General features: G+C 35.5%; 25 protein-coding genes and 1 pseudogene. 18 read left to right on the top strand and 8 right to left on the bottom strand.

The annotated features are described in order from the left end of the window. On the top strand, positions 1-915 hold a 915-nt coding region (locus ACR2MV_RS14545), incomplete at its 5' end, for an NAD(P)H-hydrate dehydratase (RefSeq protein WP_434022799.1). A gap of 41 nt (positions 916-956) precedes the next feature. Beyond that, positions 957-1,370 carry a DUF6146 family protein gene (locus ACR2MV_RS14540; RefSeq protein WP_434022798.1) on the top strand — a complete coding sequence of 138 codons (414 nt, stop codon included), beginning with the start codon at positions 957-959 and terminating at the stop codon, positions 1,368-1,370. A 10-nt stretch (positions 1,371-1,380) separates the two neighbouring features. Here the strand turns inward: ACR2MV_RS14540 and ACR2MV_RS14535 are convergent, their stop codons facing one another. Next, positions 1,381-2,040, bottom strand: a complete 660-nt coding sequence (locus tag ACR2MV_RS14535) for a hypothetical protein (RefSeq protein ID WP_434022797.1) — start codon at positions 2,038-2,040, stop codon at positions 1,381-1,383. 96 nt (positions 2,041-2,136) lie between these two features. On the opposite strand from ACR2MV_RS14535, the gene ACR2MV_RS14530 reads away from it, so the two are divergent. Continuing rightward, on the top strand, positions 2,137-3,480 hold the full coding sequence (locus ACR2MV_RS14530) for an aspartate kinase (protein ID WP_434022796.1): 1,344 nt from the start codon (positions 2,137-2,139) through the stop codon (positions 3,478-3,480). A 37-nt stretch (positions 3,481-3,517) separates the two neighbouring features. Here the strand turns inward: ACR2MV_RS14530 and ACR2MV_RS14525 are convergent, their stop codons facing one another. Both ACR2MV_RS14525 and ACR2MV_RS14520 read right to left on the bottom strand, forming a co-directional pair. Then, complete coding sequence (locus tag ACR2MV_RS14525; RefSeq protein WP_434022794.1) at positions 3,518-3,901, bottom strand: PUR family DNA/RNA-binding protein; 384 nt, start codon at positions 3,899-3,901, stop codon at positions 3,518-3,520. A 103-nt stretch (positions 3,902-4,004) separates the two neighbouring features. Continuing rightward, positions 4,005-5,768, bottom strand: a pseudogene (locus ACR2MV_RS14520) (ABC transporter ATP-binding protein). 187 nt (positions 5,769-5,955) lie between these two features. Here ACR2MV_RS14520 and nusB point away from each other — a divergent pair. The 8 genes from nusB (at position 5,956) to ACR2MV_RS14480 (ending at position 12,503) form a co-directional block, all read left to right on the top strand. Continuing rightward, positions 5,956-6,894 (top strand): transcription antitermination factor NusB, encoded by a 939-nt coding sequence (gene nusB / locus ACR2MV_RS14515; protein ID WP_434022793.1) that lies wholly within the window; start codon positions 5,956-5,958, stop codon positions 6,892-6,894. A gap of 37 nt (positions 6,895-6,931) precedes the next feature. Beyond that, positions 6,932-7,402: a DUF1573 domain-containing protein gene (locus tag ACR2MV_RS14510; protein ID WP_434022791.1), complete on the top strand. Its 471-nt coding sequence runs from the start codon at positions 6,932-6,934 to the stop codon at positions 7,400-7,402. Between the two features lie 8 nt (positions 7,403-7,410). Next, positions 7,411-7,734: a preprotein translocase subunit YajC gene (gene yajC / locus ACR2MV_RS14505; protein ID WP_434022790.1), complete on the top strand. Its 324-nt coding sequence runs from the start codon at positions 7,411-7,413 to the stop codon at positions 7,732-7,734. Between the two features lie 95 nt (positions 7,735-7,829). After that, positions 7,830-8,798, top strand: coding sequence for a CdaR family protein (locus ACR2MV_RS14500; RefSeq protein ID WP_434022788.1), 969 nt, complete (start codon positions 7,830-7,832; stop codon positions 8,796-8,798). A 27-nt stretch (positions 8,799-8,825) separates the two neighbouring features. Next, positions 8,826-9,413: a dephospho-CoA kinase gene (coaE, locus tag ACR2MV_RS14495; RefSeq protein WP_434022787.1), complete on the top strand. Its 588-nt coding sequence runs from the start codon at positions 8,826-8,828 to the stop codon at positions 9,411-9,413. Positions 9,414-9,515: 102 nt separating this feature from the next. Beyond that, entirely contained in the window at positions 9,516-11,078 is a 1,563-nt protein-coding gene (locus ACR2MV_RS14490; protein ID WP_434022785.1) for a sensor histidine kinase, read from the top strand. An 11-nt stretch (positions 11,079-11,089) separates the two neighbouring features. Then, entirely contained in the window at positions 11,090-11,785 is a 696-nt protein-coding gene (locus ACR2MV_RS14485; RefSeq protein ID WP_434022784.1) for a response regulator transcription factor, read from the top strand. Between the two features lie 97 nt (positions 11,786-11,882). After that, on the top strand, positions 11,883-12,503 hold the full coding sequence (locus ACR2MV_RS14480; RefSeq protein WP_434022782.1) for an L-threonylcarbamoyladenylate synthase: 621 nt from the start codon (positions 11,883-11,885) through the stop codon (positions 12,501-12,503). Here ACR2MV_RS14480 and ACR2MV_RS14475 read toward each other — a convergent pair. Then, the gene (locus tag ACR2MV_RS14475) at positions 12,498-13,118 is read right to left on the bottom strand and encodes a hypothetical protein (RefSeq protein ID WP_434022780.1); all 621 of its coding nucleotides are present in this window, start codon (positions 13,116-13,118) and stop codon (positions 12,498-12,500) included. The two genes, ACR2MV_RS14480 and ACR2MV_RS14475, sit on opposite strands and share 6 nt — an antisense overlap. A 2-nt stretch (positions 13,119-13,120) precedes the next feature. Then, positions 13,121-13,615 (bottom strand): RNA polymerase sigma factor, encoded by a 495-nt coding sequence (locus ACR2MV_RS14470; RefSeq protein WP_434022778.1) that lies wholly within the window; start codon positions 13,613-13,615, stop codon positions 13,121-13,123. 198 nt (positions 13,616-13,813) lie between these two features. On the opposite strand from ACR2MV_RS14470, the gene ACR2MV_RS14465 reads away from it, so the two are divergent. From ACR2MV_RS14465 to ACR2MV_RS14445, 5 genes are read left to right on the top strand one after another with little or no spacing between them, the layout of a single operon-like run. Beyond that, positions 13,814-14,035, top strand: a complete 222-nt coding sequence (locus ACR2MV_RS14465) for a hypothetical protein (protein WP_434022777.1) — start codon at positions 13,814-13,816, stop codon at positions 14,033-14,035. Further along, positions 14,022-15,374: a histidine kinase gene (locus ACR2MV_RS14460; RefSeq protein WP_434022775.1), complete on the top strand. Its 1,353-nt coding sequence runs from the start codon at positions 14,022-14,024 to the stop codon at positions 15,372-15,374. The genes ACR2MV_RS14465 and ACR2MV_RS14460 overlap by 14 nt, the downstream gene beginning before the upstream one ends. A gap of 5 nt (positions 15,375-15,379) precedes the next feature. Beyond that, positions 15,380-15,667: a 2TM domain-containing protein gene (locus tag ACR2MV_RS14455; RefSeq protein WP_434022774.1), complete on the top strand. Its 288-nt coding sequence runs from the start codon at positions 15,380-15,382 to the stop codon at positions 15,665-15,667. Continuing rightward, positions 15,664-15,987: a 2TM domain-containing protein gene (locus ACR2MV_RS14450; protein WP_434022772.1), complete on the top strand. Its 324-nt coding sequence runs from the start codon at positions 15,664-15,666 to the stop codon at positions 15,985-15,987. The genes ACR2MV_RS14455 and ACR2MV_RS14450 overlap by 4 nt, the downstream gene beginning before the upstream one ends. 14 nt (positions 15,988-16,001) lie before the next feature. Further along, positions 16,002-16,757 carry a LytR/AlgR family response regulator transcription factor gene (locus tag ACR2MV_RS14445; RefSeq protein WP_434022805.1) on the top strand — a complete coding sequence of 252 codons (756 nt, stop codon included), beginning with the start codon at positions 16,002-16,004 and terminating at the stop codon, positions 16,755-16,757. A gap of 3 nt (positions 16,758-16,760) precedes the next feature. Here ACR2MV_RS14445 and rsmD read toward each other — a convergent pair whose 3' ends face one another. From rsmD to ACR2MV_RS14430, 3 genes are read right to left on the bottom strand one after another with little or no spacing between them, the layout of a single operon-like run. After that, on the bottom strand, positions 16,761-17,327 hold the full coding sequence (rsmD, locus tag ACR2MV_RS14440; RefSeq protein WP_434022771.1) for a 16S rRNA (guanine(966)-N(2))-methyltransferase RsmD: 567 nt from the start codon (positions 17,325-17,327) through the stop codon (positions 16,761-16,763). Further along, positions 17,324-18,181: a DUF3822 family protein gene (locus tag ACR2MV_RS14435; protein WP_434022769.1), complete on the bottom strand. Its 858-nt coding sequence runs from the start codon at positions 18,179-18,181 to the stop codon at positions 17,324-17,326. Before ACR2MV_RS14435 ends, rsmD begins: the two co-directional genes overlap by 4 nt. After that, the gene (locus ACR2MV_RS14430) at positions 18,150-18,878 is read right to left on the bottom strand and encodes a hypothetical protein (RefSeq protein WP_434022767.1); all 729 of its coding nucleotides are present in this window, start codon (positions 18,876-18,878) and stop codon (positions 18,150-18,152) included. Before ACR2MV_RS14430 ends, ACR2MV_RS14435 begins: the two co-directional genes overlap by 32 nt. A 249-nt stretch (positions 18,879-19,127) precedes the next feature. On the opposite strand from ACR2MV_RS14430, the gene ACR2MV_RS14425 reads away from it, so the two are divergent. Next, the gene (locus ACR2MV_RS14425; protein WP_434022765.1) at positions 19,128-20,549 is read left to right on the top strand and encodes an ATP-dependent DNA helicase; all 1,422 of its coding nucleotides are present in this window, start codon (positions 19,128-19,130) and stop codon (positions 20,547-20,549) included. Next, entirely contained in the window at positions 20,539-21,798 is a 1,260-nt protein-coding gene (gene dacB, locus ACR2MV_RS14420) for a D-alanyl-D-alanine carboxypeptidase/D-alanyl-D-alanine endopeptidase (protein WP_434022763.1), read from the top strand. Before ACR2MV_RS14425 ends, dacB begins: the two co-directional genes overlap by 11 nt. Positions 21,799-21,802 lie beyond the last annotated feature (4 nt).

Here is a 21,802-nt window from a genome sequence, read left to right as displayed (position 1 = left end):
AAATTTATCGGTTTGTGGGAGGTTCTGGATATCGAACTGGATGCAGATTTTTTAGAAACTATCGACACACCCTATCGCTTGGTGCAAGAAAAGGAACTAAAGGCAATCTATAAGAAAAGAGAAAAGTTCGCTCATAAAGGAACCTTTGGACATAGCCTGATCATCGGAGGCAGTTTTGGCAAGGTTGGTGCCGTAATACTGGCCTCAAAGGCTGCTTTGAAATCAGGTTCAGGATTGGTTTCTACCTATATTCCTAAATGTGGTTATGCTGCCATGCAAAGTTACAATCCGGAAGTTATGGTGGAGGTAGACGATGAAAAAATTGTTCAGTTTTTTAATTTTAAAACCAAGCCAACTGCTATTGGTATAGGGCCAGGTCTGGGGACACATTTAAAAACTAAAAAAGGTTTTGTGGAGTTTTACTCAAATTGCCGGATACCTATGGTGATTGATGCCGATGGACTCAATATAATTTCAGAGTTTTCAGATTTAAAAAAATTACTACCAAAGGGTACGATTTTAACACCGCATCCAAAGGAGTTTGAACGTTTGGTGGGGGGCTGGTCAAATGATTATCAAAAGCTGGAGAAGCTGATCGATTTTTCTACAAAATATCACTGCGTGGTCGTTCTAAAAGGGGCTTATACAGCTATCGCCTATAAAAACCTGGTTTGGTTTAATCCGAGTGGAAACACAGCTTTGGCCACAGCTGGAAGCGGTGATGTATTAACAGGAATCATTACTTCATTTTTAGCCCAAGGATATAAGCCCCTGGAGGCTGCTCTTCTTGGTGTATATTGTCATGGCCGGTCTGCAGATATTGGAATTCAAAGTGTCGAATCTGTTGAGTCATTTATTGCTTCCAACATTTATGAGTATTTGGGGATGGTTTTTAAAGAGCTTGCGGATCTTTAAAATGGCATTAATTTTGCATTTATGAGGTCAAATCTCTGGGTATGAAAAACATTGTTTTTATAGTTTTTAGTTCGATGGTATTGTTTGCCTGTGGTGCGAATAAGCAAAGTGTTGATCAGGATCCACCCATGGATGCATCCGTTACTGTTGATACCATTCGTATAGAAAACAAAGAGCTTGAATATGAGATCACTATTATGGAAATTGGTTTCGAATCTTGGTTAGCCACCCAGCGTTCACCAGATTATTTTACACAAAAGACCTTAGAGAGTAAGAACTTATTTTACGTTACAGAATGGAACAGAAGGGTCATGATGCCTCATGGATATAATTCCCTTATTTATGAGCAGCAAATATTTTATGACCCTAAACTCGATTATGGTATGGAAGTCAATTATTTGCTCTATATGTATTTTCAATTCTTTGAGAAAAAATACAAACAGAAACTATATTGACCCTACTGAGTCAGGTTTTTTTTAGGTCTATTAAAATTGAAAATGTTTTATTGATATCGGTTTCTTTGACCACCAATGTAATTTCATGTGTTGTAGAAATAACCTCCTGAACAGGAATGTTAGCCCAGGCAAGTTGTTTTAAAATAAAATAATAAATACCAGATTGTTCCAGGTTTGTTTTAGGTAATTTGATGGTAATTGAAGCCAGTTTTGACATAGAATTAATCAGCTCTTCCTTTTCGAACAAGCCATCGATTTCATCTTTAAGATTGGCACTAATCACAATATTGGTTTCAAAAATCCCCTGAGAAACGGTAAAAAAAGACTCTCTGTTGTCACCTATTTTTGCAAAGATCAGAGATATCTGTTTGTGTAAGGTGGCGGAGTTTTTATAGGTATAATCGAAGAGGTCAGAACGCACAATAAAATCTCCAAGTTTTAAGGACAAGGAACGTATGTTTTTTCTGATTTTCAAAATTTCCATAGGGGACATTCTGTTGATGGACATCATTATAGCGCCGGTTTTAACTTCCTTTCCCAACGATGCTTCCACTTCCGGTTGAATGATTCTGGCAAGTGAGGAAACATTGATGAGTTTGTCCTGCATGGCTTCTTCTATAAAAGGGGTCCGTTGTATGATGGTTTCAACGGTTTCTTGAATGGTTTTCATTGTTAAAATTTGAACAATTTGTTATAATATGTAAATATATTATAAAAATTTTACCGCAATTAGCATTTTCATAATATTTGCATAAAAATATAGTATATGATTGTTTTAAAATTTGGAGGCACTTCGGTAGGTTCAGTGGAGAATTTCAAAAAAGTGGCAAGTATCGTCCAGGATTGCAAGGAAAATAAGATTGTTGTCTTATCCGCCATGTCTGGTGTTACCAATACACTTGTTTCAATTTCTGACTTGTTGAGGGCCTCAAATAGATCCGAAGCATTGCAAAAAATAGACGCATTGAATGAGAAGTATGTATCGGTTGCAAAAGACTTACTTGAATCTGATGAAGGTTTTTATAAGGCCCAGATTATTCTAAAAAAACACCATCAAATATTAAAATCGGTGAGTGAAGAGGTTTTCACTGCTCAGAACGAGAAGATTGTGATGGCTCAGGGAGAACTGGTTTCGACGAATCTGTTCCAATTGTATTTAGAAGAGTTAGCACTGGAATCAGCCCTGTTGTCGGCTCTTGATTTTATGTTTATTGATCAACATGGAGAACCAAAGTCAGCATTGATCAAAGACAGGATATCCAAAGTGTTGGCCAATCATCAGGTAACTACATTTATTACCCAGGGTTTTATTTGCAGAAATGAAGCAAATCAAATTGATAATTTAAATAGAGGGGGGAGTGATTATAGTGCCTCTTTGATCGGTGCCGCGGTCAATGCCAGTCAGATTCAGATTTGGACTGATATCGATGGTATGCACAATAATGATCCTCGTTATGTGGATCAGACTTTCTCTGTTCAGGAGCTCTCCTTTGATGAAGCTGCCGAGCTCGCTTATTTTGGAGCCAAGATATTGCACCCTCAAAGCATTATTCCTGCGCAGGAAAGTAACATCCCTGTACTGTTGAAAAATACCTTTAAGCCTGAATCAGCAGGAACGTTGATCCATAACAAAGCAAAAGTTCAGAAAATCAGAGCTATTGCTGCCAAGGATTCCATTACCGCCATTAAGATTAAATCCTACCGAATGTTGATGGCCTATGGTTTTATAAAGAAAATTTTTGAAGTTTTTGAAGAACATAAAACTTCTATTGATATGATTACTACCTCTGAGGTGGCGGTATCACTTACGATAGATGATACCTCAAAGTTACATGAAATAACAAATGAACTGCAGGCTTTTGGAAATATTGAAGTTGATTCCGATCTAAGTATTATTTGTATTGCCGGGGATTTGTCTCAAAACAAAAAAGGAGTTACTTCGGCCATATTTGATGGGCTAAGAAATATTCCCATCAGAATGATTTCCTATGGAGGAAGCAATTATAACTTATCATTTTTGGTAAAGACCACTGATAAAATAGCCGTCCTCAATATCCTGAATGAAGGATTGTTTAAAGAAGTAGCCTTAGAAGAAGAAATTCAGGCTTAATAAAAAAGCCATCAGTTTAACTGATGGCTTTTTTATTTTAGATATCTTCAAATTTAACATCTGTAAAGCTGTCTGTTGATGACTCGTTGACATTACTTCCGTTTACCTCTTCACCGTTCACGCGGTGGTAATCCTTTTGGTGACGCTCGCTGATAACTTCCTGTCCTTTTTCATTGACAATAAAAGAAGTTGCTTTGTTCAAAATGTCAGCAAACTCTGTAAAATCTTCTTTATACAAATAAATTTTATGCTTTTTATAATGGAATGATCCGTCGTCATGCGTAAATTTCTTACTCTCCGTAATGGTTAAATAATAATCTCCTGCCTTAGTTTCTCTTACATCAAAAAAATAGGTTCTTCTACCTGCTCTTAATACCTGAGAAAAGATTTCTTCCTGTTCTATAAACCCTTTTTCGTCCATATTAATTTTAAATTTAAATTAACTTTTAACAATTCTTGAGACAAATCTATAAAATTAAATAACGTATGCAACAATTATTTTGTTTGAATTATCAGTAGTAAAATCATTGATTTGTTAACTTTTCTTCAAGCTGTTGATTATAAATATCTTGGTAGTAACCAGGCCGGGTTACCAAGTCATCATGGGTTCCTGCTGCCACCACTTTTCCTTCGTCCAGGACAATTATCTGATCCGCATTCTTCACCGAAGAAGCACGGTGGCTAATAATCACCGTGGTCTTGTTTTTGGTCGCTTCATTGAGATTCTGTAAAATAATTTCTTCCGTTTCCGTATCCACTGCAGAAAGGCAATCATCAAAGATTAGTATTTCAGGGTTCGATATCAATGCTCTGGCGATTGATACACGTTGTTTTTGCCCACCAGATAAGGTAACACCACGTTCACCTACCATGGTTTCAAATTTTTGACTAAATGATTCTATATTCTGTTAGATATAGGCTGCTTTTGCTGCCTGTTCTATTTGCTCATCAGTAGCCTTTTCATTCCCAATCTTGATATTCTCTTTAATTGTGTCCGAAAACAGGAAGGCATCCTGGGGAACAAAACCAATACTCTCTCGTAAGGAATCCAGATGAATATCTTTGATGGGTTTTTTGTCAATTAAAATAGCACCTGAGTCTACATCATACAGTCGTGCAATTAAGGCCGCAATGGTAGATTTCCCAGAACCGGTTCTTCCAAGAATGGCAAGTGTTTTTCCTTGTGCTAACTTAAAACTAACACCATTCAACGCTGTGATATTCGTATCCTCATAGGTAAAGGAAACATTCTTAAATTCAATTTCGCCGACAATCTTAGATTTCTTAGACTGCAGATTTATAATTTTTGGTTTTTCCTCCAAAAATTCATTGATTCTTTTTTGCGATACTTCGGCTTGTTGCACTATTGAAGTCACCCAGCCTACCACAGCCACTGGCCAGGTCAGCATATTGACATAAATAATAAATTCTGCTATGATGCCTATATTTTCAATTTCTCCATTGATATACTGCATCCCACCAATGTAAATCACCAAAATATTACTCAAACCAATAAGTAAGATCATCAATGGAAAAAATAAAGCCTGCGCCTTGTAAAGTGAAATGTTCTTGTCTTTACTCGTGTCTGCCAGTTCTTCAAAAGAACCTGATGAAAACCCTTCTATGCTGTAGGCTTTTACCACATTAATACCTGAAAAGGTCTCTTGTGCAAATGTGGTTAATTTAGACAGGTATTGCTGCACAATATTACTTCTCCTATTAATAATCCGGCTTAAAAAATAAATGGATAATGATAACACCGGTAATGGGAGCAGGGTATATAAGGTGAGCTTGGTATCGATATTCGCCATTTTTGTGATGGCAATTACAAATAGCACAAGCATGTTCATAGTATACATAATGGCCGGCCCAAAATACATTCTTACTTTACCAACGTCTTCGCTAATGCGATTCATAAGGTCACCTGTTCGGTTTTTTTTATAAAAATTGAGAGAGAGTAATTCGTATTGCTGAAAAATTTCATTCTTCAGATCAAATTCTATTAAACGAGACATGACAATTAAGGTTTGTCTCATTAGAAATGTAAAGAATCCGGATAGGACTGCAGCACCTATGATATAGAGAATATTCAGGATAAGCTCAGATTTAACAATCTGTAAGTCGGTAATTTGATTTTTACTGTAATCTTCTACAACATTCAATGAATCTTTTATCAACTCTGGAATCTGCAAGGCGAAAACCTTTGAAACGACGGTAATTAAAATTCCAAGAATTAATCTTGACCTGTATTTGTAGAAAAATTTGTTTAAATACTTTAATGCCTTCATAAACAATCAACACTAGTCGTTGCGAAGGCGAATATACACAAATATTAGGTGTTGTAATTTGCAGGTTCATGAATCATTTAAAATTTAACCTTTTCTTTAGATTTGGAAAATATAGTTTAAAAAAAAAGTGGTAATTTTGCCAGCGTTAATTATCAAATAATTTATTTGAACTACGATCTTTATTATCATGGTAAATAGAAGACATATTCGTATCAAAGTGATGCAATCCATCTATGCTGTGCTCCAGTCCAAGAGCGATAACTTACCTAAAGAAGAAAAATTCCTGTTATTTAATGTCAAGAAAGCAACCGAGCTCTATGTGCTGCAACTTATGTTGATGGTAGAGATCAGGAACCTGGCTCTCGAGCATATTGAAATTAAGAAAAAGAAGTATTTAGCGACAAACGAGGACAAGAATCCAAATCTGAAATTTGTCAATAATGAGGTGATAAAATTAATTGCTGAAAGTGAAGAGATAAAAGAATATCTATCAAAATCAAAATTGATTGATTGGAAGGATAACAGAGAATATGTCAGAATCATCCTGGATGAATTAACAGAAAGCGATCTTTACAAAACATATATGGAGTCTGATTCCGCAAGTTTTGAAGAGGACAAGGTGTTTGTGGCAGATTTTTTTAAGAATATTCTTGCACCGAATGAAAAGCTGTTTGACTATTATGAAAGTTTGAATTTGAGTTGGGTGGATGATTATCCTCTTGTGAATACAACGATTTTGAAGGCGATCAAGCAATTAGGAAAAGGAGATTCATTGGGCTTGAAACAACTGAAAGTGAAGGCAGATGATGAGGAGTTTCTGGTAGACCTATTTAGAAAGGCCATTTTACATCAACAGGAATTTACAGAAGAGATCGATGAGAAAACGCCTAATTGGGATACAGAACGTATTGCTGATATGGATATGATCTTAATCAAAATGGCCTTGACAGAATTCTTGTATTTCCCATCCATTCCAACCAAGGTGACCATTAATGAATATATAGAAATTGCAAAGGACTATTCTACCAGAAAAAGTAGTTACTTTATCAATGGTGTTTTAGACAAACTTTTAAAAGATTATAACAAATCCGGGAGATTGAAAAAAATTGGTAGAGGATTGTTATAAAAAATTATATTTTTACACAAAATTAAATTAAATAAACATGAAAAAAGTACTTGTTTTATCAGTTTTAAGTTTGAGCCTGATGACTATTTCCTGTAAAGATAATGCAGCAAATAAAATCAAATCTGAGAACCTGGAATTGGCAAAAGAACGCGATAATGAAATCAAAGTAGGAGGAGCCAAAATAAAATTTGACAAGACTGAACATGATTTCGGAGTAATAAATGAAGGAGATGTTGTTGAAACGGTTTTTTCTTTTAAGAACTCAGGGAAGTCAGAGTTAATTATAACTTCGGCAAAAGGTAGTTGCGGTTGTACAGTGCCAGAATGGCCAAAAGAGCCAATTATGCCAGGGGAGGAAGGAACGATCAGAGTTAAGTTTAATTCTGATAAGAAACCAAACCTGCAACAGAAAACAATTACCCTGGTTACAAATACGGATCAAGGAAAGGAAATTCTTAAAATTAAGGCACAGGTTACACCAAAATCAAAAGTTCAACAGAATAGTTAATCAAAGATATGTATCAAACAATTTTTTTACAGGCCGGAGGTGGCGGTATAGGAAACTACGTGTTAATTCCGTTGATGTTTTTAGTGTTATACCTTTTTATGATTCGTCCTCAGATGAAGAAGCAGAAGGATGAAAAGAAATTTCAAGCCTCGATTAAAAAAGGAGCCAAGGTAATTACTACAAGTGGTATTCATGGTAAGGTGATCGATTTGATCGACTCGGATAATACTTGTGTGATAGAAACAGGTGCGGGAAAGATCAAATTTGAGAGATCTGCTATTTCTATGGAACTAAGCAAAAAATACGCAAGCAAAGAAGTAAAAAAGAAGTAAATTCTTTTAAAAATCGTCAAGGGGCTATCCTAATTATTATTTTTAGGATAGCCCCTTTTTTTATACATTTAAGGCACTAAGTAAATTACCATTCCATGACCGATAATCAGGGCAATAATACTACAGAAGTTAAGCAGAATCAGAAGAAGTTACGGGTGTTTTTACTTTTCTTGTTTCTTTCTATTTTGTTTTGGTCTCTGATCAAGTTGTCTAAAGAATATATATCGGAAGTTGAATTTGAACTGGCCTATTCTGATATTCCTAATAATAAACTCATTCAGAATGAACCCGATCAGAAGGTGAAACTTACCTTGAAAACCATCGGATTTAAGCTTTTAAATTATGAGTTTCGGGAAAGGGTGTTAGATTATTCCTTGACGGAGATTGAAAAGAAAGAAGGTTCTATGTATTTCAGCGAAACCAGAACCAATACAAATTTTTTACAGGCCCAGTTATCGGCAGAAACAGTGGTTTTAAATGTTGAACCTGACACCTTGTTTTTTGATTTGGGAGTTAAGAAATCCAAAAAGGTGCCGGTGATTTCAGAAATGGAGTTTTCGTTCAAAACAGGTTTTAATATAGTTGGAGATGCTTTGGTGAGCCCTGCAGAGGTTACAATTTCTGGACCGGAAAAAATGATTGACACCATTAATGAAGTCTATACCAGTAGTTTTCATTTGAGAGATATATCGGAACCTTTTGAGCAGGAAGTATCTTTGAAGGCCCCCGTGGAGGCTGTGGTATTGTCAAATGAGACTGTTTTGGTCACAGGGGTGGTTGATAAAATTACAGATGGTTCGTATAATTTGCCTTTTGAGGTGATTAATTTACCCAGAAATTTGATCATGAGTACCTATCCTAAAAAAGTAAAGGTCATTTATCAGGTGGCGCTCAAGGATTTTAATAAAATTCCAGAGAATAGTTTTAGAATACAATGCGATTATAAGCAAACACAGGATAACGATTTGGATTATTTGATTCCAAAGCTGGTGGAGAAACCCGAATTAATTACCAATGTCAAAATAGTCCCCAACAAAATTGAGTTTCTGGTTAAGAAACAATAATAGTTTTCATTTTAAAATGTCAATAGATTGAAGGTAGTCGGATTAACAGGAGGTATTGGAAGCGGCAAAAGTACGGTGGCTGCCATGTTTAAAGACATACAGGTGCCTGTGTATTTTAGTGACATCGAAGCTAAAAAATTAATGAATTCATCAGATAAGATCAAATCTGGATTGCGTTCTTTGTTTGGTGAGAAAGCCTATGAGAATGGAATATTAAACAGGTCTTATATTGCAGAAATTGTATTTAATAACCGAGATGCGCTGGTAAAATTGAATAAAATTGTACATCCCGAAGTCAGAAAAGATTTCGAAGAATGGACAAGTAAGCAAGAAGCAGCTTACGTGATTCAGGAAAACCCCTTGATTTTTGAGAACAATAGTCAAAAAGATTTTGACCTGGTTATTACGGTCACCGCGCCTAAATTTCAAAGAATCCAAAGAGTTATGAAAAGAGATCAGATGAGTGAGGAGCAAGTACTGGCCAGAATGAATAATCAGATGGATGATGCCTTAAAATCCAAGCTTTCTGACTTTGTCATCGTAAATGAAAAACTTCAAATGACCCAGGAACGGGTTCTTGAAATTCATGAGGACATTTTATCTCAAATTCCTTAATAAATTTGAAATCAACTTAAAATTTTGTTAAATTAATCGAAATTTTCGTTAACATCTGTTAAAAGATTAATTAAAACCTAAAGAAACTATAAATTTGTTTTAATGAGTAAACGGATTTTTGTACTTTTAGTCGTATTGATGGTAATTTCTTTATTAGGAATTATTACTGTTCAGATATTTTGGATCAGATCTTCCATTGAGATGAGAGAAGAACAATTCTCTACCAGTGTGAAATTTGCCTTGGCCAGAGTATCTGAAAATATTCAGAAAAGAGAATTTAAAGAAAATATATCCCGATATGCGCCGCTGATTGATAGTATGCAAAAATCAAAACAGAGCAATGTCAGGGATTTTGTTTTTCAACAAATAGATACGAGTCGAAATGAAATTTTCACCTTTCGTCAAAGTATCCTGGAAAATAATTATAAATCTCAGTTTTCACCTTTTGAGGCGGATACAGTGAATTTTAAAACGTTTCTGAGCAGGGAAGAAACACAGATAGAAAAGATTGAATTTAATTCGAAGGATTTTAGCGAATTGTCTCCTAAAGACCGGATGGTGAAGGTGGAGAGATTGGATCGTTATGATAAACTTGAATTGGAAAGTATCTTTAAGAATATCGTGTCAAGGACACCAATTCATGACCGGGTAAGTGCCAATGAAATACGAATGAATCTGGACAATGAGTTAAGAGCCAGAGATATTGATACCAAAGTAGAATTTGGTGTTTTTAGTGAAGATTTAATAACAAAAGTAAAGTCAGACAGGTTTGTAGAGAAAAGGGGGTATACGTATAATGTACCTTTGTTTGTGACTGATGACAGTATCGATTATGTATTATATGTAAGTTTTCCTGAGAAAAAGGAGTATATACTCTCAACGATCTCATGGATACTTGTCTTGTCGGCAGTTTTTATATTTATTATTATCCTGTCTTTTGCAAGTGCATTGTATCAATTAATAAGACAAAAACAGATTTCAGCTATTAAAACGGATTTTATCAATAATATGACGCATGAGTTTAAAACTCCGATAGCCACTATTAATTTGGCCATTGATAGCATACGGAATCCCAAGATTATTAATGATAAGGAAAAAGTAATCCGATATGCTGAAATGATTCGTCAGGAGAATAAAAGAATGCATGCGCAGGTAGAAAATGTTTTAAGAATCTCTAAATTGGAGAAGAATCAGCTCGATCTCAGTAAGGATGTAGTTAATTTTCACGACATAATAGGAGATGCCGTTTCGCACGTTAATTTGATTATTCGAGACAGAGGAGGAGAAATTGAACAGTCGCTGGATGCAAAACAGGTGGAAATACTGGCAAGTAAATTTCATATGACCAATGTGATAACCAATATGCTTGACAATGCCATCAAGTATTCTGAGGGAGCACCAAAAATTAAAATAGAGACAGTGAATGCCGGAAATAATATTGTTTTAAAGGTTTCTGACAAAGGAATAGGCATGTCGAAGAACGCACAAAGAAAAGTATTTAATAAATTTTATAGAGAACATACAGGGAATATTCACAATGTAAAAGGACACGGCTTAGGGCTTTCTTATGTTAAAAGTATCGTGGAAAAACATCACGGACAAGTTTATGTTGAAAGTGAGAAAGGAAAGGGAAGTACCTTTACCGTGAAATTACCCATAATTTAAATTCATTAACCATGGCAAATAAAAAGATATTACTGGTTGAAGACGATCCGAATTTCGGAACCGTTTTAAAAGATTATTTAGCGCTCAATGATTACGATGTTCATCATGCAAAAGACGGATTAGATGGACTCATCGCTTTCAAGAATGATGATTTTGACATTTGCATCCTGGATGTAATGATGCCAAAAAAAGATGGTTTCTCCCTCGCCAAAGACATTAGAGCAGTAAATGCCGATATCCCGTTGATTTTTTTAACAGCGAAGTCTATGAAAGAAGATGTGCTGAAAGGGTATCAGGTAGGGGCAGACGATTATTTGAATAAACCCTTTGATTCGGAGATTTTATTGCACAAAATCAAAGCAATTTTACAAAGAAAAGAATCTGATGCAGCCAATGATGACAATCAGTTTGAATTTGAGATTGGAGGCTTTCATTTGAATTCAAAACTAAGGCAATTGACCTTCAACGGTGAGGAACCAAGAAAACTGTCTCCAAAAGAAAACAAACTTTTGAAATTGCTTGCGATGTATAAAAATGATCTCTTGCCTCGTGATCTGGCATTGACAAAGATCTGGAGAGATGATAATTATTTTACTTCGAGAAGTATGGACGTTTATATCGCCAAACTAAGGAAATATTTAAAGCCTGATGAAAAAGTTGAAATTATCAATATCCACGGAGAAGGATTTCGATTGGTAGTAGATTAAAACATATGAAGGAATATATAAAAGGCTGTATCTATTTGATACAGCCTTTTTTTATTTGTAATTTTAGCTCACTATAAAAAGAAAAAGATTCCTTGATATGTCACAACTATTAAAGATTTATGAAAAAAATCCTGACTCCAGAGTAGTTGATCAGGCAGTAGCTGTTTTGCAAAAAGGCGGACTTTTAATTTATCCAACGGATACTGTTTATGGCCTGGGCTGTGATATCACAAAAACCAAGGCTCTTGAAAAAATTGCAAGGATCAAGCAGGTAAAACTAGAAAAAGCTAATTTTTCTTTTATCTGCCATGATTTGAGTAATTTATCTGAATATGTTAGGCAAATTGATACACCTACCTACAAGATTCTTAAAAGAGCTTTACCAGGACCTTATACCTTTATTCTAAAAGGAAATAATAATTTACCAAAAGTCTTTAAGAAGAAAAAAACAGTTGGAATCAGGGTGCCTGACAATAATATCATTAATACCATTGCCAAGGAATTAGGCCATCCCATTATTTCTACTTCAATTTATGATGAAGACGATGTTATTGAGTATACTACAGATCCTGAGCTTATTTTTGAAAAGTGGAGAGACAAGGTCGATCTTGTCCTCGACGGAGGATATGGAGGGAATATAGCCTCTACGATCATTGATTTATCAGATGGTGAGGTCGAAGTAGTCCGGGAAGGTAAAGGCTCACTTGATATTTTATAAGGCTTCTTTATTTGATAAGGATGAGTAATTTCTTTTAAGTTTCTTCAAAAAGAATCCATAAATGATTCTATAAAAGCCCCAGAATAAAAGTAAGGCCAGACTTAACAGGATAATTGAAACGATCCAGATTTTAACCATACTGGTTCCGGCAGCCAAAGAATTTTGAAATTCTTCAGAGTTGTAAACAGCATAGAAAATAGTAACCCCAATGATTCCCATGATGGTCAGGTTGTAATAAATATAATACTTAACTGTTCTTCTGGTTTTTAAAATGTTACTCAGCAAGATTTTTACAGTACTCTCGGCACTAATGTTTTTATAGTTTTTGTAAAAAACAAAGATAAAGCCAATGATAATAACTAAGTGAATGACGGAATAGATCATCATACTATTGCTCAATCCAAATTGTTCGTAGAATTGTTTTGTCGCATCGACATCCGTAAAAACAAAAATTAAATTTGGCAGGATAAATTCTAACAAACTAATAATTAGAATCCACTTTACAATAGACGATGATTTTTTCTGCACCATCTGATGGATGTCATCCTGAGTGAACTGAATTTTAGATTCACTCTGATTTTTCCATATATCTTTTAAGCTGTCTAAGTTTTCCATATTTATGGATTTAATATGTTCTTTAATTTAGTCTTGGTACGATTCATTTTTACACGTGCATTTACTTCGCTAATACCAAGTGTTTTAGATATTTCTTTATAGCTTTTATCTTCCAGATACATCAGTGCCAGAGCCTTTTCGATATCGTTCAGGCTATAGATGGCATCGTATAGAAGTTTAAGCTGTTTGTCAGTCGAGTCATCATAATCATGGTACTCCAATTCCTTGAGGTTATCGTAGATTTGAGTTGTCTCAACATTGCGTTTCTTTTTTCTAAATAAGGAGATGGCAGTATTAAATGCAACTCGATACATCCATGTGCTAAATTTTGACTCTCCTCGAAATTTAGGATAAGCTTTCCATAGCTGAATAGTAATCTCTTGAAAGAGATCTTTATGAGCCGCCTCATTATTCGTATAAGATCTGCAAACCTTATGAATAATATTCTGGTGTTGCTCAAGTTCTTTCGCAAATTTTTGTTCCAATTCTTTGGTCACCAACAGTTGATTTACTTATTAGTAGTTAGGGATGGCAATTTGTTACGGATTCTTAAAACAAATTATCTTTTTCCCGAATCTACATAAAATTGACAATTCATCCTAAAAATATGACAGTTGGGTAACAGTTAATTTAAAATAACGGTCTTTGAGCTGATATTTGCTTCATCAAACAACAACCATCATAATTTATTTAAAATGATACGAATATTTATAACAGCAATTCTTTATTTAATTACCATGTTTACGCAGGCTCAGGAAAAGCCCTTATTGGATAAGGAAGAAGCTACTTTTCACAAGGTGCTTGAGGCCAATAAAAAAGGTGGAACAATTTCTGTAATGCAAGACGAAGATTACTGTAGGTTTCAACAGTCAAAATTTGAAGTGAAGGATAAAGAGCTTACATTTGATAGAAGATAAAAACACAGGAAAAGACATGAACAGGAGAGCGAAAAATATTTTAATAGTTTTTTTTATAGGTACGTTGATTTTTATTATTGGGAGTGCTTTTTTCAAACAATTCCAATATGAAGGAATCAATGATTTTATGGAAGACTTCATTATATACCAGTTATATGCTTTTGTTCTGGGGTATTCAAACATGACCTTTTTTCAGTATATGGAAGCAGTAAAATGGCCTGAAGGATCAACTGCTAAAAGAATAGCACTTGGAATCATTGGATCGACTGTGTTGTCAATTATAGGTTTGTTTTTGATACGAATGAGTATGGCTGTTTTTTACCAGGGTCTGTCTTTTACCGAGTATTGGGACTATGAAAGAATTGAGAATTTCTATTTTGGCATCTGGGCCTCAACTTCTGTAATTGTCGTATTTCATGTCATTTATTTTTACAATAAGTATCAAAAAACCAAAGTAAAAGAATCGCAGATCGTCGCTAAGAATGAGACCGCTAAGTTTGAGTCCTTAAAGAATCAACTCGACCCGCATTTTTTATTCAATAGCTTGAATGTGTTGACTTCACTAATCGGAGAAAATCCTTATCAGGCTGAAAAGTTTACAACGAAGCTGTCTAAAGTATACAGATATGTATTAGAGCAGAAAGACAAGGATCTGGTGCCGTTGGATGAAGAGTTGAGATTTGCCAAGTCCTATATGCAGTTGCTTCAAATGAGATTTGAAGAAGCCATAGAATTTTCAATTCCTGAGTCGACAAGCAGCGAGGAACTGAAGATTGTACCCTTGTCATTGCAGTTACTTCTGGAAAATGCTGTAAAACACAATGTGATTACATCCGGACAGCCACTTAAAATCAGAATATATGAAGATCGAGGCTATTTAGTGGTTGAGAATACCGTAAACCCAAAATCTTCGCTTGAAAAAAGTACCAAGGTAGGTTTAAAGAATATTCAGCAACGGTATGAGCTGATCTCTTCAAATAAAGTAAGTATTGTGAATGATCAAAAGATTTTTAAGGTGAGTTTACCTTTGTTGACACAGAAAATTAAAACGATTAAAACAGATTATATGAATGATAGTGCAAAATATCTCAGAGCCAAGAAACGTGTAGATAATCTAAAAGGCTTTTATGGAAGTTTGATTGCTTATATCATCGTAATACCATTTCTGGCCACTCTTAATTACAAGACATCATGGCAGTTTCAATGGTTTTGGTTTCCTGCTTTTGGATGGGGTCTGGGGCTGGCAATTCAAGCCTTTACCTTATACGGTGTTGGAGGTGATTGGGAAGAGAAGAAAATCAAACAAATAATGGAAAAAAATAACAGATATAAATCTTAAGAAAGATGGAAACAGATAAAAATAATTTAAACGAGGAGTATTTAAGAGCGAGTGCTCGAATGGAAGAAATCAAAGCATTTTACTCAAATGTTGCGGCCTATGTACTTGTAATACCATTTTTAATTTTTATTAATTATATGACGTATTGGGATTATAAATGGTTTTGGTATCCGATGGCGGGTTGGGGTCTCGGTGTTATAATTCACGGACTTGTCACCTTCGGATTTGGTTCTGAATGGGAGAAGAGAAAGATCAAACAAATTATGGACGAAGAAAAGAACAAACAATTATGAAAACATATCATTCAGAAGAAGAATTATACAGAAGAGCGGAAAAGAGAGTCAAGGATATTAAGGGGTTTTACTGGCATTTGTTCTGGTATTTAGCGGTGAATATTTTCTTGAGTTTTGGAGGAGCAATCAAGGGCTTTTTTGCGGACGGCACCTTTGATATCAGTTATGTACATTTTTCAACCTTTTCAGTTTGGTTTTTTTGGGGAATAGGACTGGCCGGGCATTGGTTACATGTTTTTGGTAAAAATGTTTTATTTTCAAAAAACTGGGAAGAAAAAAAGATCAAAGAGTTTATGGAAAAAGATACGTTTGAAGACTAATATTTGTACGCATGATTAAAGTTATTATAATTGAAGATGAAAAGCCTTCAGCAAGAAGGTTGCAGCGTTTGCTGTCTGATCTTGGTATTGAAGCCCAAGGCATGCTGCATTCTGTAAAAGAAGCGGTGGACTGGTTTCAATCAAATGAGCATCCGGATTTGATCTTGTTGGATATACAGTTGTCTGACGGTCTTTCTTTTGAGATATTTGATCAGGTAACTGTCAACAGTGCGATCATATTTACAACGGCGTATGACGAGTATGCTCTAAAGGCTTTTAAGTTAAATAGTATTGATTATTTACTCAAACCTATAGATGATGAGGAGCTTGAATCTGCCATAAAAAAGTTCGAGATTAACCGTCCTGAAAAACATGATTTAATGGTTGATATAAATCAGATTAAAAAGCTGTTAATAAACCCATTAGAGAAGGTATATAAAAAAAGATTTACCATAAAGGTCGGGCAGCATCTACGTATGGTTGAAACGGAAGATATAGAATGTTTTTACAGTGATCAAAAGGCAACCTATGTGTACACGCAGGATAAAAAAAACTATTTAATGGATTTAAGTTTGGAGCAGCTTGATGAGGTATTGGACCCTTTAAAATTTTTCAGGGTGAACAGAAAGTTCATTGTGGGAATTGATGCCATTGGGGATATCATTTCATATACCAACAGTAGGTTGCAAATTAAATTACATCACTTTTCAGAACTCGATATCATCGTGAGCAGAGAGCGTGTAAAAGATTTTAAAAAATGGCTGGAATAGAAATTAGTCGGTTGAGTTTGATGCCTCTGCATCTGTAGCTTCAAAAAAACTGAACACATTGCCGCCATATTTTCTGGCGCGCTCAAAATTGGCATGTTCAGACAGGTCTGTCTGTTTGCTGTGTTCTATGATCAGAATGCCTTGATCATTTAACAAGTTTCGATCAAAAATAAGGTTGATCAGTTTTACGAATTTAGCCGTTTCCATGGCATAAGGAGGGTCTGCAAAAATAATATCAAATTTCCGGTTGTTTTTTTCTAAATACTTAAAAACATCACTCTTGATGGTTTGAATCCCGGCATCTAATTGATCGTTGGTTGTTTCAAGGAATTTTATACATCCGGCATTGGCATCAACAGCTAAGACATCCAGACATCCCCTCGAAGCAAACTCAAAACTAATGGAGCCTATGCCGGCAAACAGATCCAATACAGAAACTTCATCCAGATAGTAAGTATTGTTTAAAATATTGAACAATGCTTCCTTTGCCATGTCTGTTGTAGGTCTGACAGGTAGGTTGTTTGGCGCGGATATACGACGTCCTCTGTATTTTCCGGACACTATCCTCATGAATACTGATTTAGTAGCGTAAAATGCCTTCTTTTCGTCTCTTCCTTACTATTAGGCGGAAACTTAAATTCAGACCTGTTTTCTAACAAGCTTACTTTCCTGATATAGCGATAAGCCATTTTGAAAAGTTCAGCCTCCTGGGTTATCATACCTGCCAATACCAATTCGAAGGTTTCCGGATTTAAGGACAGTTGTTCCGCTGTAAAAAGTACGTAATAAATAAAATCTTCAGGAGTGTGGTATTCAAAGCTGTTATAGAACAATAGCTGGTCATGGGCAATGACTATAATTTCAAATTGATGCGCTCCAATATGCGCAAACATATGGGGATGCTCGCTAAATTTGAAGGTGTTGAGGAGTTTGTCAACTAGTACGGTTGAAAAGTGCTTGTATTCAAAACTTCCGAATCTTTCCAGAAAGAAGTTATTGACATTGACAAAGGGTATATAGACATTGACCATATCATGATTTTCCAGATCGTCATGAACCACATAGTCATTGGTATAGGTTTTTGATGAAAATTTGAGGTAATCTCTGATTCGGGCTTCGTCAAATAAGGACTTCGGAACCAGGGTTGAAAGCTGATTGACATGGGTGATATTAACAGATCCGTATCTTTTTTGAAGTGCTTTGTCTTTTTTGAAAACGTTTTCAACGTTCTTTAATAAAAGATCAGGTGTGGCTGAGTGATCCTCAAAATCAATATGTGTCAGTTTTTCAATCTGCTTCTCATCTTTGTTGATGATACAAAAAGAAAATCCATCCAAGCTGAGTTGGATGGATAAATGTTTTCTAATAAGATTGTTAAAATCTAATGACGATTTAGTCTTTTGATTCTTCTTTAGGTCCATCATAGAAAGGAGGCCAGTTACCGTTTGAGTTCACATCTTCTAAAGATCCTACCGCGATATATTCACCAGGAACATTAATTCCTCCAAGAGCTTCTTTTTCCTGACGAATAAAGTCTTTATTCATTCCTTCCAGAACAACAGCCTTGTCTACCTTCGCTTCAAATACCGATGCTTTTACTCCCTGCACTTTTTCAACACTTCCTGTCTTTAATTCAAACTGAGCGTCAGTACCAGGCACATTCATCATTTCTTTGTAGTTTCTTCCTTCAAATTGAGTCTTAACCATTTCAAAACCTACCGTATCAACAACTCTTTTCTCTACATCAATTGTAATACGACCTCTCTGTTCAGTGACAACAATATTCTTCACTTCCGTGATTGCAAATGAATCTTTCTCAATAAAATTTACCAGGTCTGAGAATTTATTAGTAAATGATCTATTAACAGAAGCATAAGCCAGTTCTGCATCACGAATAGTTTTAAGATTTTCAATGACCAGGGCATAACGTTCCTTTTTCTTCTTGTTGAATTTAATAGGAGCCATGATACTCATATATATCTGATAACCGAAAAATCCAATAACGATCCATAATACGATCGATAATACAGGTTTTAATTTAGCAGGTAGCTTATTTACAATTAAGTATGCTAATCCTCCAACAGCAAGAATCGATACTATAATTATTAAAATAGAAATCATTTTTTAGTTTTTTTTAATTACGTTAAAGGCAAATCTACAAAAATTTTTCAATCAGGAAAGTAATATTTATAGATTATATGCTAATTTTTTGAGGTCTAATATAACTAAAAAACATAAGTATTTAATTCAGCAGGAAATTCTCGATGACAGATGTAATTTTAAAAAATAATTTCAACGAAGCTATTGTATTCACTATCTTAAATCTGATTAAGTTTGTAGTCCTGTCACTATTCAATCCAATATTTGAAAATGCAAAATGAAAATAACCTCTATGCAAAGTTCGTTCAGGGCTTCGCATTTGAACCAACCAGCTTACAACGGGAATTGCTTCGGCAGATGGCTATTTTTGTTTTGTCTTCCACCAGGGAGTCTCTTTTTCAAATTAAAGGCTATGCCGGTACCGGAAAAACAACGGTGATCAGTACGGTTGTTAATAATTTAGGATCGGTTGGATTGAAATCCGTTTTGCTGGCCCCAACGGGCCGAGCTGCCAAAGTGATGAGTTCTTATGCAAAGAGGCCGGCATTTACGATACACAAGAAAATTTATTTCCCTAAAAATGAGCCAGGTATAGGTATGAGTTTTGTTTTGCAACAGAACAAGTATCGTAATACCCTTTTTATTGTAGATGAAGCATCTATGATTCCAGATGTGAATCCCGGAGGCAGGGTTTTTCAAGGCAGGTCTTTATTAGCGGATTTAATAAGCTATGTCTATTCAGGTGTGAATTGCAAATTAGTACTTGTCGGGGATACGGCTCAATTACCTCCTGTTAAGTTAGATGTGAGCCCTGCTTTAGACGCATCTGTTTTAGAAATTGATTACGGTCGAAAAGTGAGAACTATTGAATTGAACGAGGTCATGCGCCAGCATGAAACTTCCGGGATACTGTATAACGCCACAAAAATCAGAGAATTAATATTGAATCATGTTTTGAACGAATTCAAGTTTGATCTGGATTTTAAGGATGTAATTCGATTGACTGACGGCTACGATATTCAGGATGCCATATACAACGCTTATTATGAAGGTCTCAACAGGACAGTTTTTATTGTCAGGTCGAACAAGCGGGCAAACCTATATAACCAGCAAATAAGAAATCAAATATTGGGGTATGAGAATGAGATCACATCGGGTGATTTCATTATGGTAGTTAAGAATAATTATTTTTGGCTTCAGGATGCGCCCAAGGTCGGATTTATTGCCAATGGAGATATTTGTGAAGTGCTGGAAATATTTAGTTTTAAAGATCTTTACGGCTTTCGATTTGCAGAAGTAAAGTTGCGACTCATCGATTATGAGGAGGAGCCTCCGTTTGAAACAGTATTGCTTTTAGATACATTACACAGCGAAGCACCATCGCTTTCGTACGAAGATTCAAACAAGTTGTTTCAGGCCGTAGGTGAAGATTATGCCGAGGAACGGTCCAAGTATAAAAGGTTACAGGCTATTAAGGGTAATAAATATTTTAATGCCCTTCAGGTTAAGTTTTCCTATGCACTCACCTGTCATAAAACACAGGGTGGGCAATGGGATAATGTGTTTGTGGAGCAGCCTTATATGCCGGAAGGTGAAGATATTTCGTATCTTCGTTGGTTATACACGGCGGTTACTCGTGCTCAAAAAAAATTAATTTTAATAGGTTTTAAGGAAGATTATTTTGAAGAATAGGTTGGCTTTTGGTCTTATATTGTTACTGTTGGCTGCCTGCTCAACTTCAAAATCCATAGAAAAAGAGTTGATAGCTTCCTCCGGGGATAATTCCTTTTTTACAGGAGTTTCTGTGAAAAACGCCCTTACAGGTGCTTCCATAATCGAGTATTATTCAGATAAGTATTTTACACCTGCGTCAAATGTTAAGCTGTTTACGCTGTATGCTTCTTTGAAGCATTTAAAAGATTCTGTTCCAAGTTTTGAATATAGTATTTCAGGAGATTCCCTTTTTATTAAAGGGTCAGCTGATCCTTCATTTTTCAATGATTCCTTGCATAAAAATTCCCTGGAGTTTCTTTCAAATAAAAAATACCAGGTATACCTGCTGGATGAAGATTTGCACGATGATGCTTATGGCGCAGGTTGGTCTTGGGACGATTATGCGTATGGGTATATGCCAGAGAAAAGTTTATTCCCTTTGTATGGAAACACTGTTTCAATTCAGCGTGATCAGAAGGGTTTAGAAATTATTCCTTCCTTTTTTGAGGAGAGTGTGCATCTTGATGATCAGCCCGAAAAACGAAGGGAACAGGATAGAAACGTCTTTTATATCAATAAATCGGACAAAACTATAGAGCGGAGTGTACCATTTAAAACTTCCAATCAACTTGTCGCAGATCTTTTAAGTGAGAAGTTAGGAGATAAGGTTACGTTGATCTCGGCTGAATTTAAGCGAAATTTTAAGCCATTTACCGAGCTGCCTTACGATTCGTTGTATGTCAAAATGATGAAGGAGTCAGATAATTTCATTGCTGAGCAACTAATGCTGCAAGTGGCATATAAAGTGGTTCGGAAGTACAACGTAGCGCTGGCCATAGATCATGTTCTTGATTCGAGTTTGGTCGATTTGCCGCAAAGACCGAGATGGGTAGATGGTTCAGGATTGTCCAGATATAACTTGTTTACTCCTGAAAGCATGGTCTTTTTGTTATCCAAAATGTATCAGGAAGTTCCTCAGAAAAGATTGCTTTCTTATTTTCCTCAGGGGGGAGTGGATGGCACCTTGGAACATAGTTTTAAAGAACAATCATACATACAGGCCAAGTCTGGCACCTTGTCCAACAATTATTCTTTGTCAGGTTATTTAACTACAAAAAAAGGTACCGTTTTGGCCTTTAGCTATATGAATAATCATTATCAGGGAAGCTCCAATGCTCGAAAAGAAGAGATGTCAGCCTTTTTCAGAAAATTATACGAGCACTATTAAAAGC

Origin of the sequence: Lutimonas sp., from assembly GCF_051011215.1 — a bacterium.
Lineage (GTDB): Bacteria > Bacteroidota > Bacteroidia > Flavobacteriales > Flavobacteriaceae > Lutimonas.
Note: the sequence above shows the minus strand (reverse complement) of the source record. Positions and strands in the feature narration are given on the sequence as shown.

What these genes read in the sequence shown, in the direction of transcription:
- ACR2MV_RS14540 (WP_434022798.1), top strand. Translation starts at nt 957, where the DNA reads ATGAAAAACATTGTTTTTATAGTTTTTAGTTCGATGGTATTGTTTGCC.
- ACR2MV_RS14535 (WP_434022797.1), bottom strand. Translation starts at nt 2,040, where the DNA reads ATGAAAACCATTCAAGAAACCGTTGAAACCATCATACAACGGACCCCT.
- ACR2MV_RS14530 (WP_434022796.1), top strand. Translation starts at nt 2,137, where the DNA reads ATGATTGTTTTAAAATTTGGAGGCACTTCGGTAGGTTCAGTGGAGAAT.
- ACR2MV_RS14525 (WP_434022794.1), bottom strand. Translation starts at nt 3,901, where the DNA reads ATGGACGAAAAAGGGTTTATAGAACAGGAAGAAATCTTTTCTCAGGTA.
- nusB (WP_434022793.1), top strand. Translation starts at nt 5,956, where the DNA reads ATGGTAAATAGAAGACATATTCGTATCAAAGTGATGCAATCCATCTAT.
- ACR2MV_RS14510 (WP_434022791.1), top strand. Translation starts at nt 6,932, where the DNA reads ATGAAAAAAGTACTTGTTTTATCAGTTTTAAGTTTGAGCCTGATGACT.
- yajC (WP_434022790.1), top strand. Translation starts at nt 7,411, where the DNA reads ATGTATCAAACAATTTTTTTACAGGCCGGAGGTGGCGGTATAGGAAAC.
- ACR2MV_RS14500 (WP_434022788.1), top strand. Translation starts at nt 7,830, where the DNA reads ATGACCGATAATCAGGGCAATAATACTACAGAAGTTAAGCAGAATCAG.
- ACR2MV_RS14490 (WP_434022785.1), top strand. Translation starts at nt 9,516, where the DNA reads ATGAGTAAACGGATTTTTGTACTTTTAGTCGTATTGATGGTAATTTCT.
- ACR2MV_RS14485 (WP_434022784.1), top strand. Translation starts at nt 11,090, where the DNA reads ATGGCAAATAAAAAGATATTACTGGTTGAAGACGATCCGAATTTCGGA.
- ACR2MV_RS14480 (WP_434022782.1), top strand. Translation starts at nt 11,883, where the DNA reads ATGTCACAACTATTAAAGATTTATGAAAAAAATCCTGACTCCAGAGTA.
- ACR2MV_RS14475 (WP_434022780.1), bottom strand. Translation starts at nt 13,118, where the DNA reads ATGGAAAACTTAGACAGCTTAAAAGATATATGGAAAAATCAGAGTGAA.
- ACR2MV_RS14465 (WP_434022777.1), top strand. Translation starts at nt 13,814, where the DNA reads ATGATACGAATATTTATAACAGCAATTCTTTATTTAATTACCATGTTT.
- ACR2MV_RS14455 (WP_434022774.1), top strand. Translation starts at nt 15,380, where the DNA reads ATGGAAACAGATAAAAATAATTTAAACGAGGAGTATTTAAGAGCGAGT.
- ACR2MV_RS14450 (WP_434022772.1), top strand. Translation starts at nt 15,664, where the DNA reads ATGAAAACATATCATTCAGAAGAAGAATTATACAGAAGAGCGGAAAAG.
- rsmD (WP_434022771.1), bottom strand. Translation starts at nt 17,327, where the DNA reads ATGAGGATAGTGTCCGGAAAATACAGAGGACGTCGTATATCCGCGCCA.
- ACR2MV_RS14435 (WP_434022769.1), bottom strand. Translation starts at nt 18,181, where the DNA reads ATGATGGACCTAAAGAAGAATCAAAAGACTAAATCGTCATTAGATTTT.
- ACR2MV_RS14430 (WP_434022767.1), bottom strand. Translation starts at nt 18,878, where the DNA reads ATGATTTCTATTTTAATAATTATAGTATCGATTCTTGCTGTTGGAGGA.
- ACR2MV_RS14425 (WP_434022765.1), top strand. Translation starts at nt 19,128, where the DNA reads ATGCAAAATGAAAATAACCTCTATGCAAAGTTCGTTCAGGGCTTCGCA.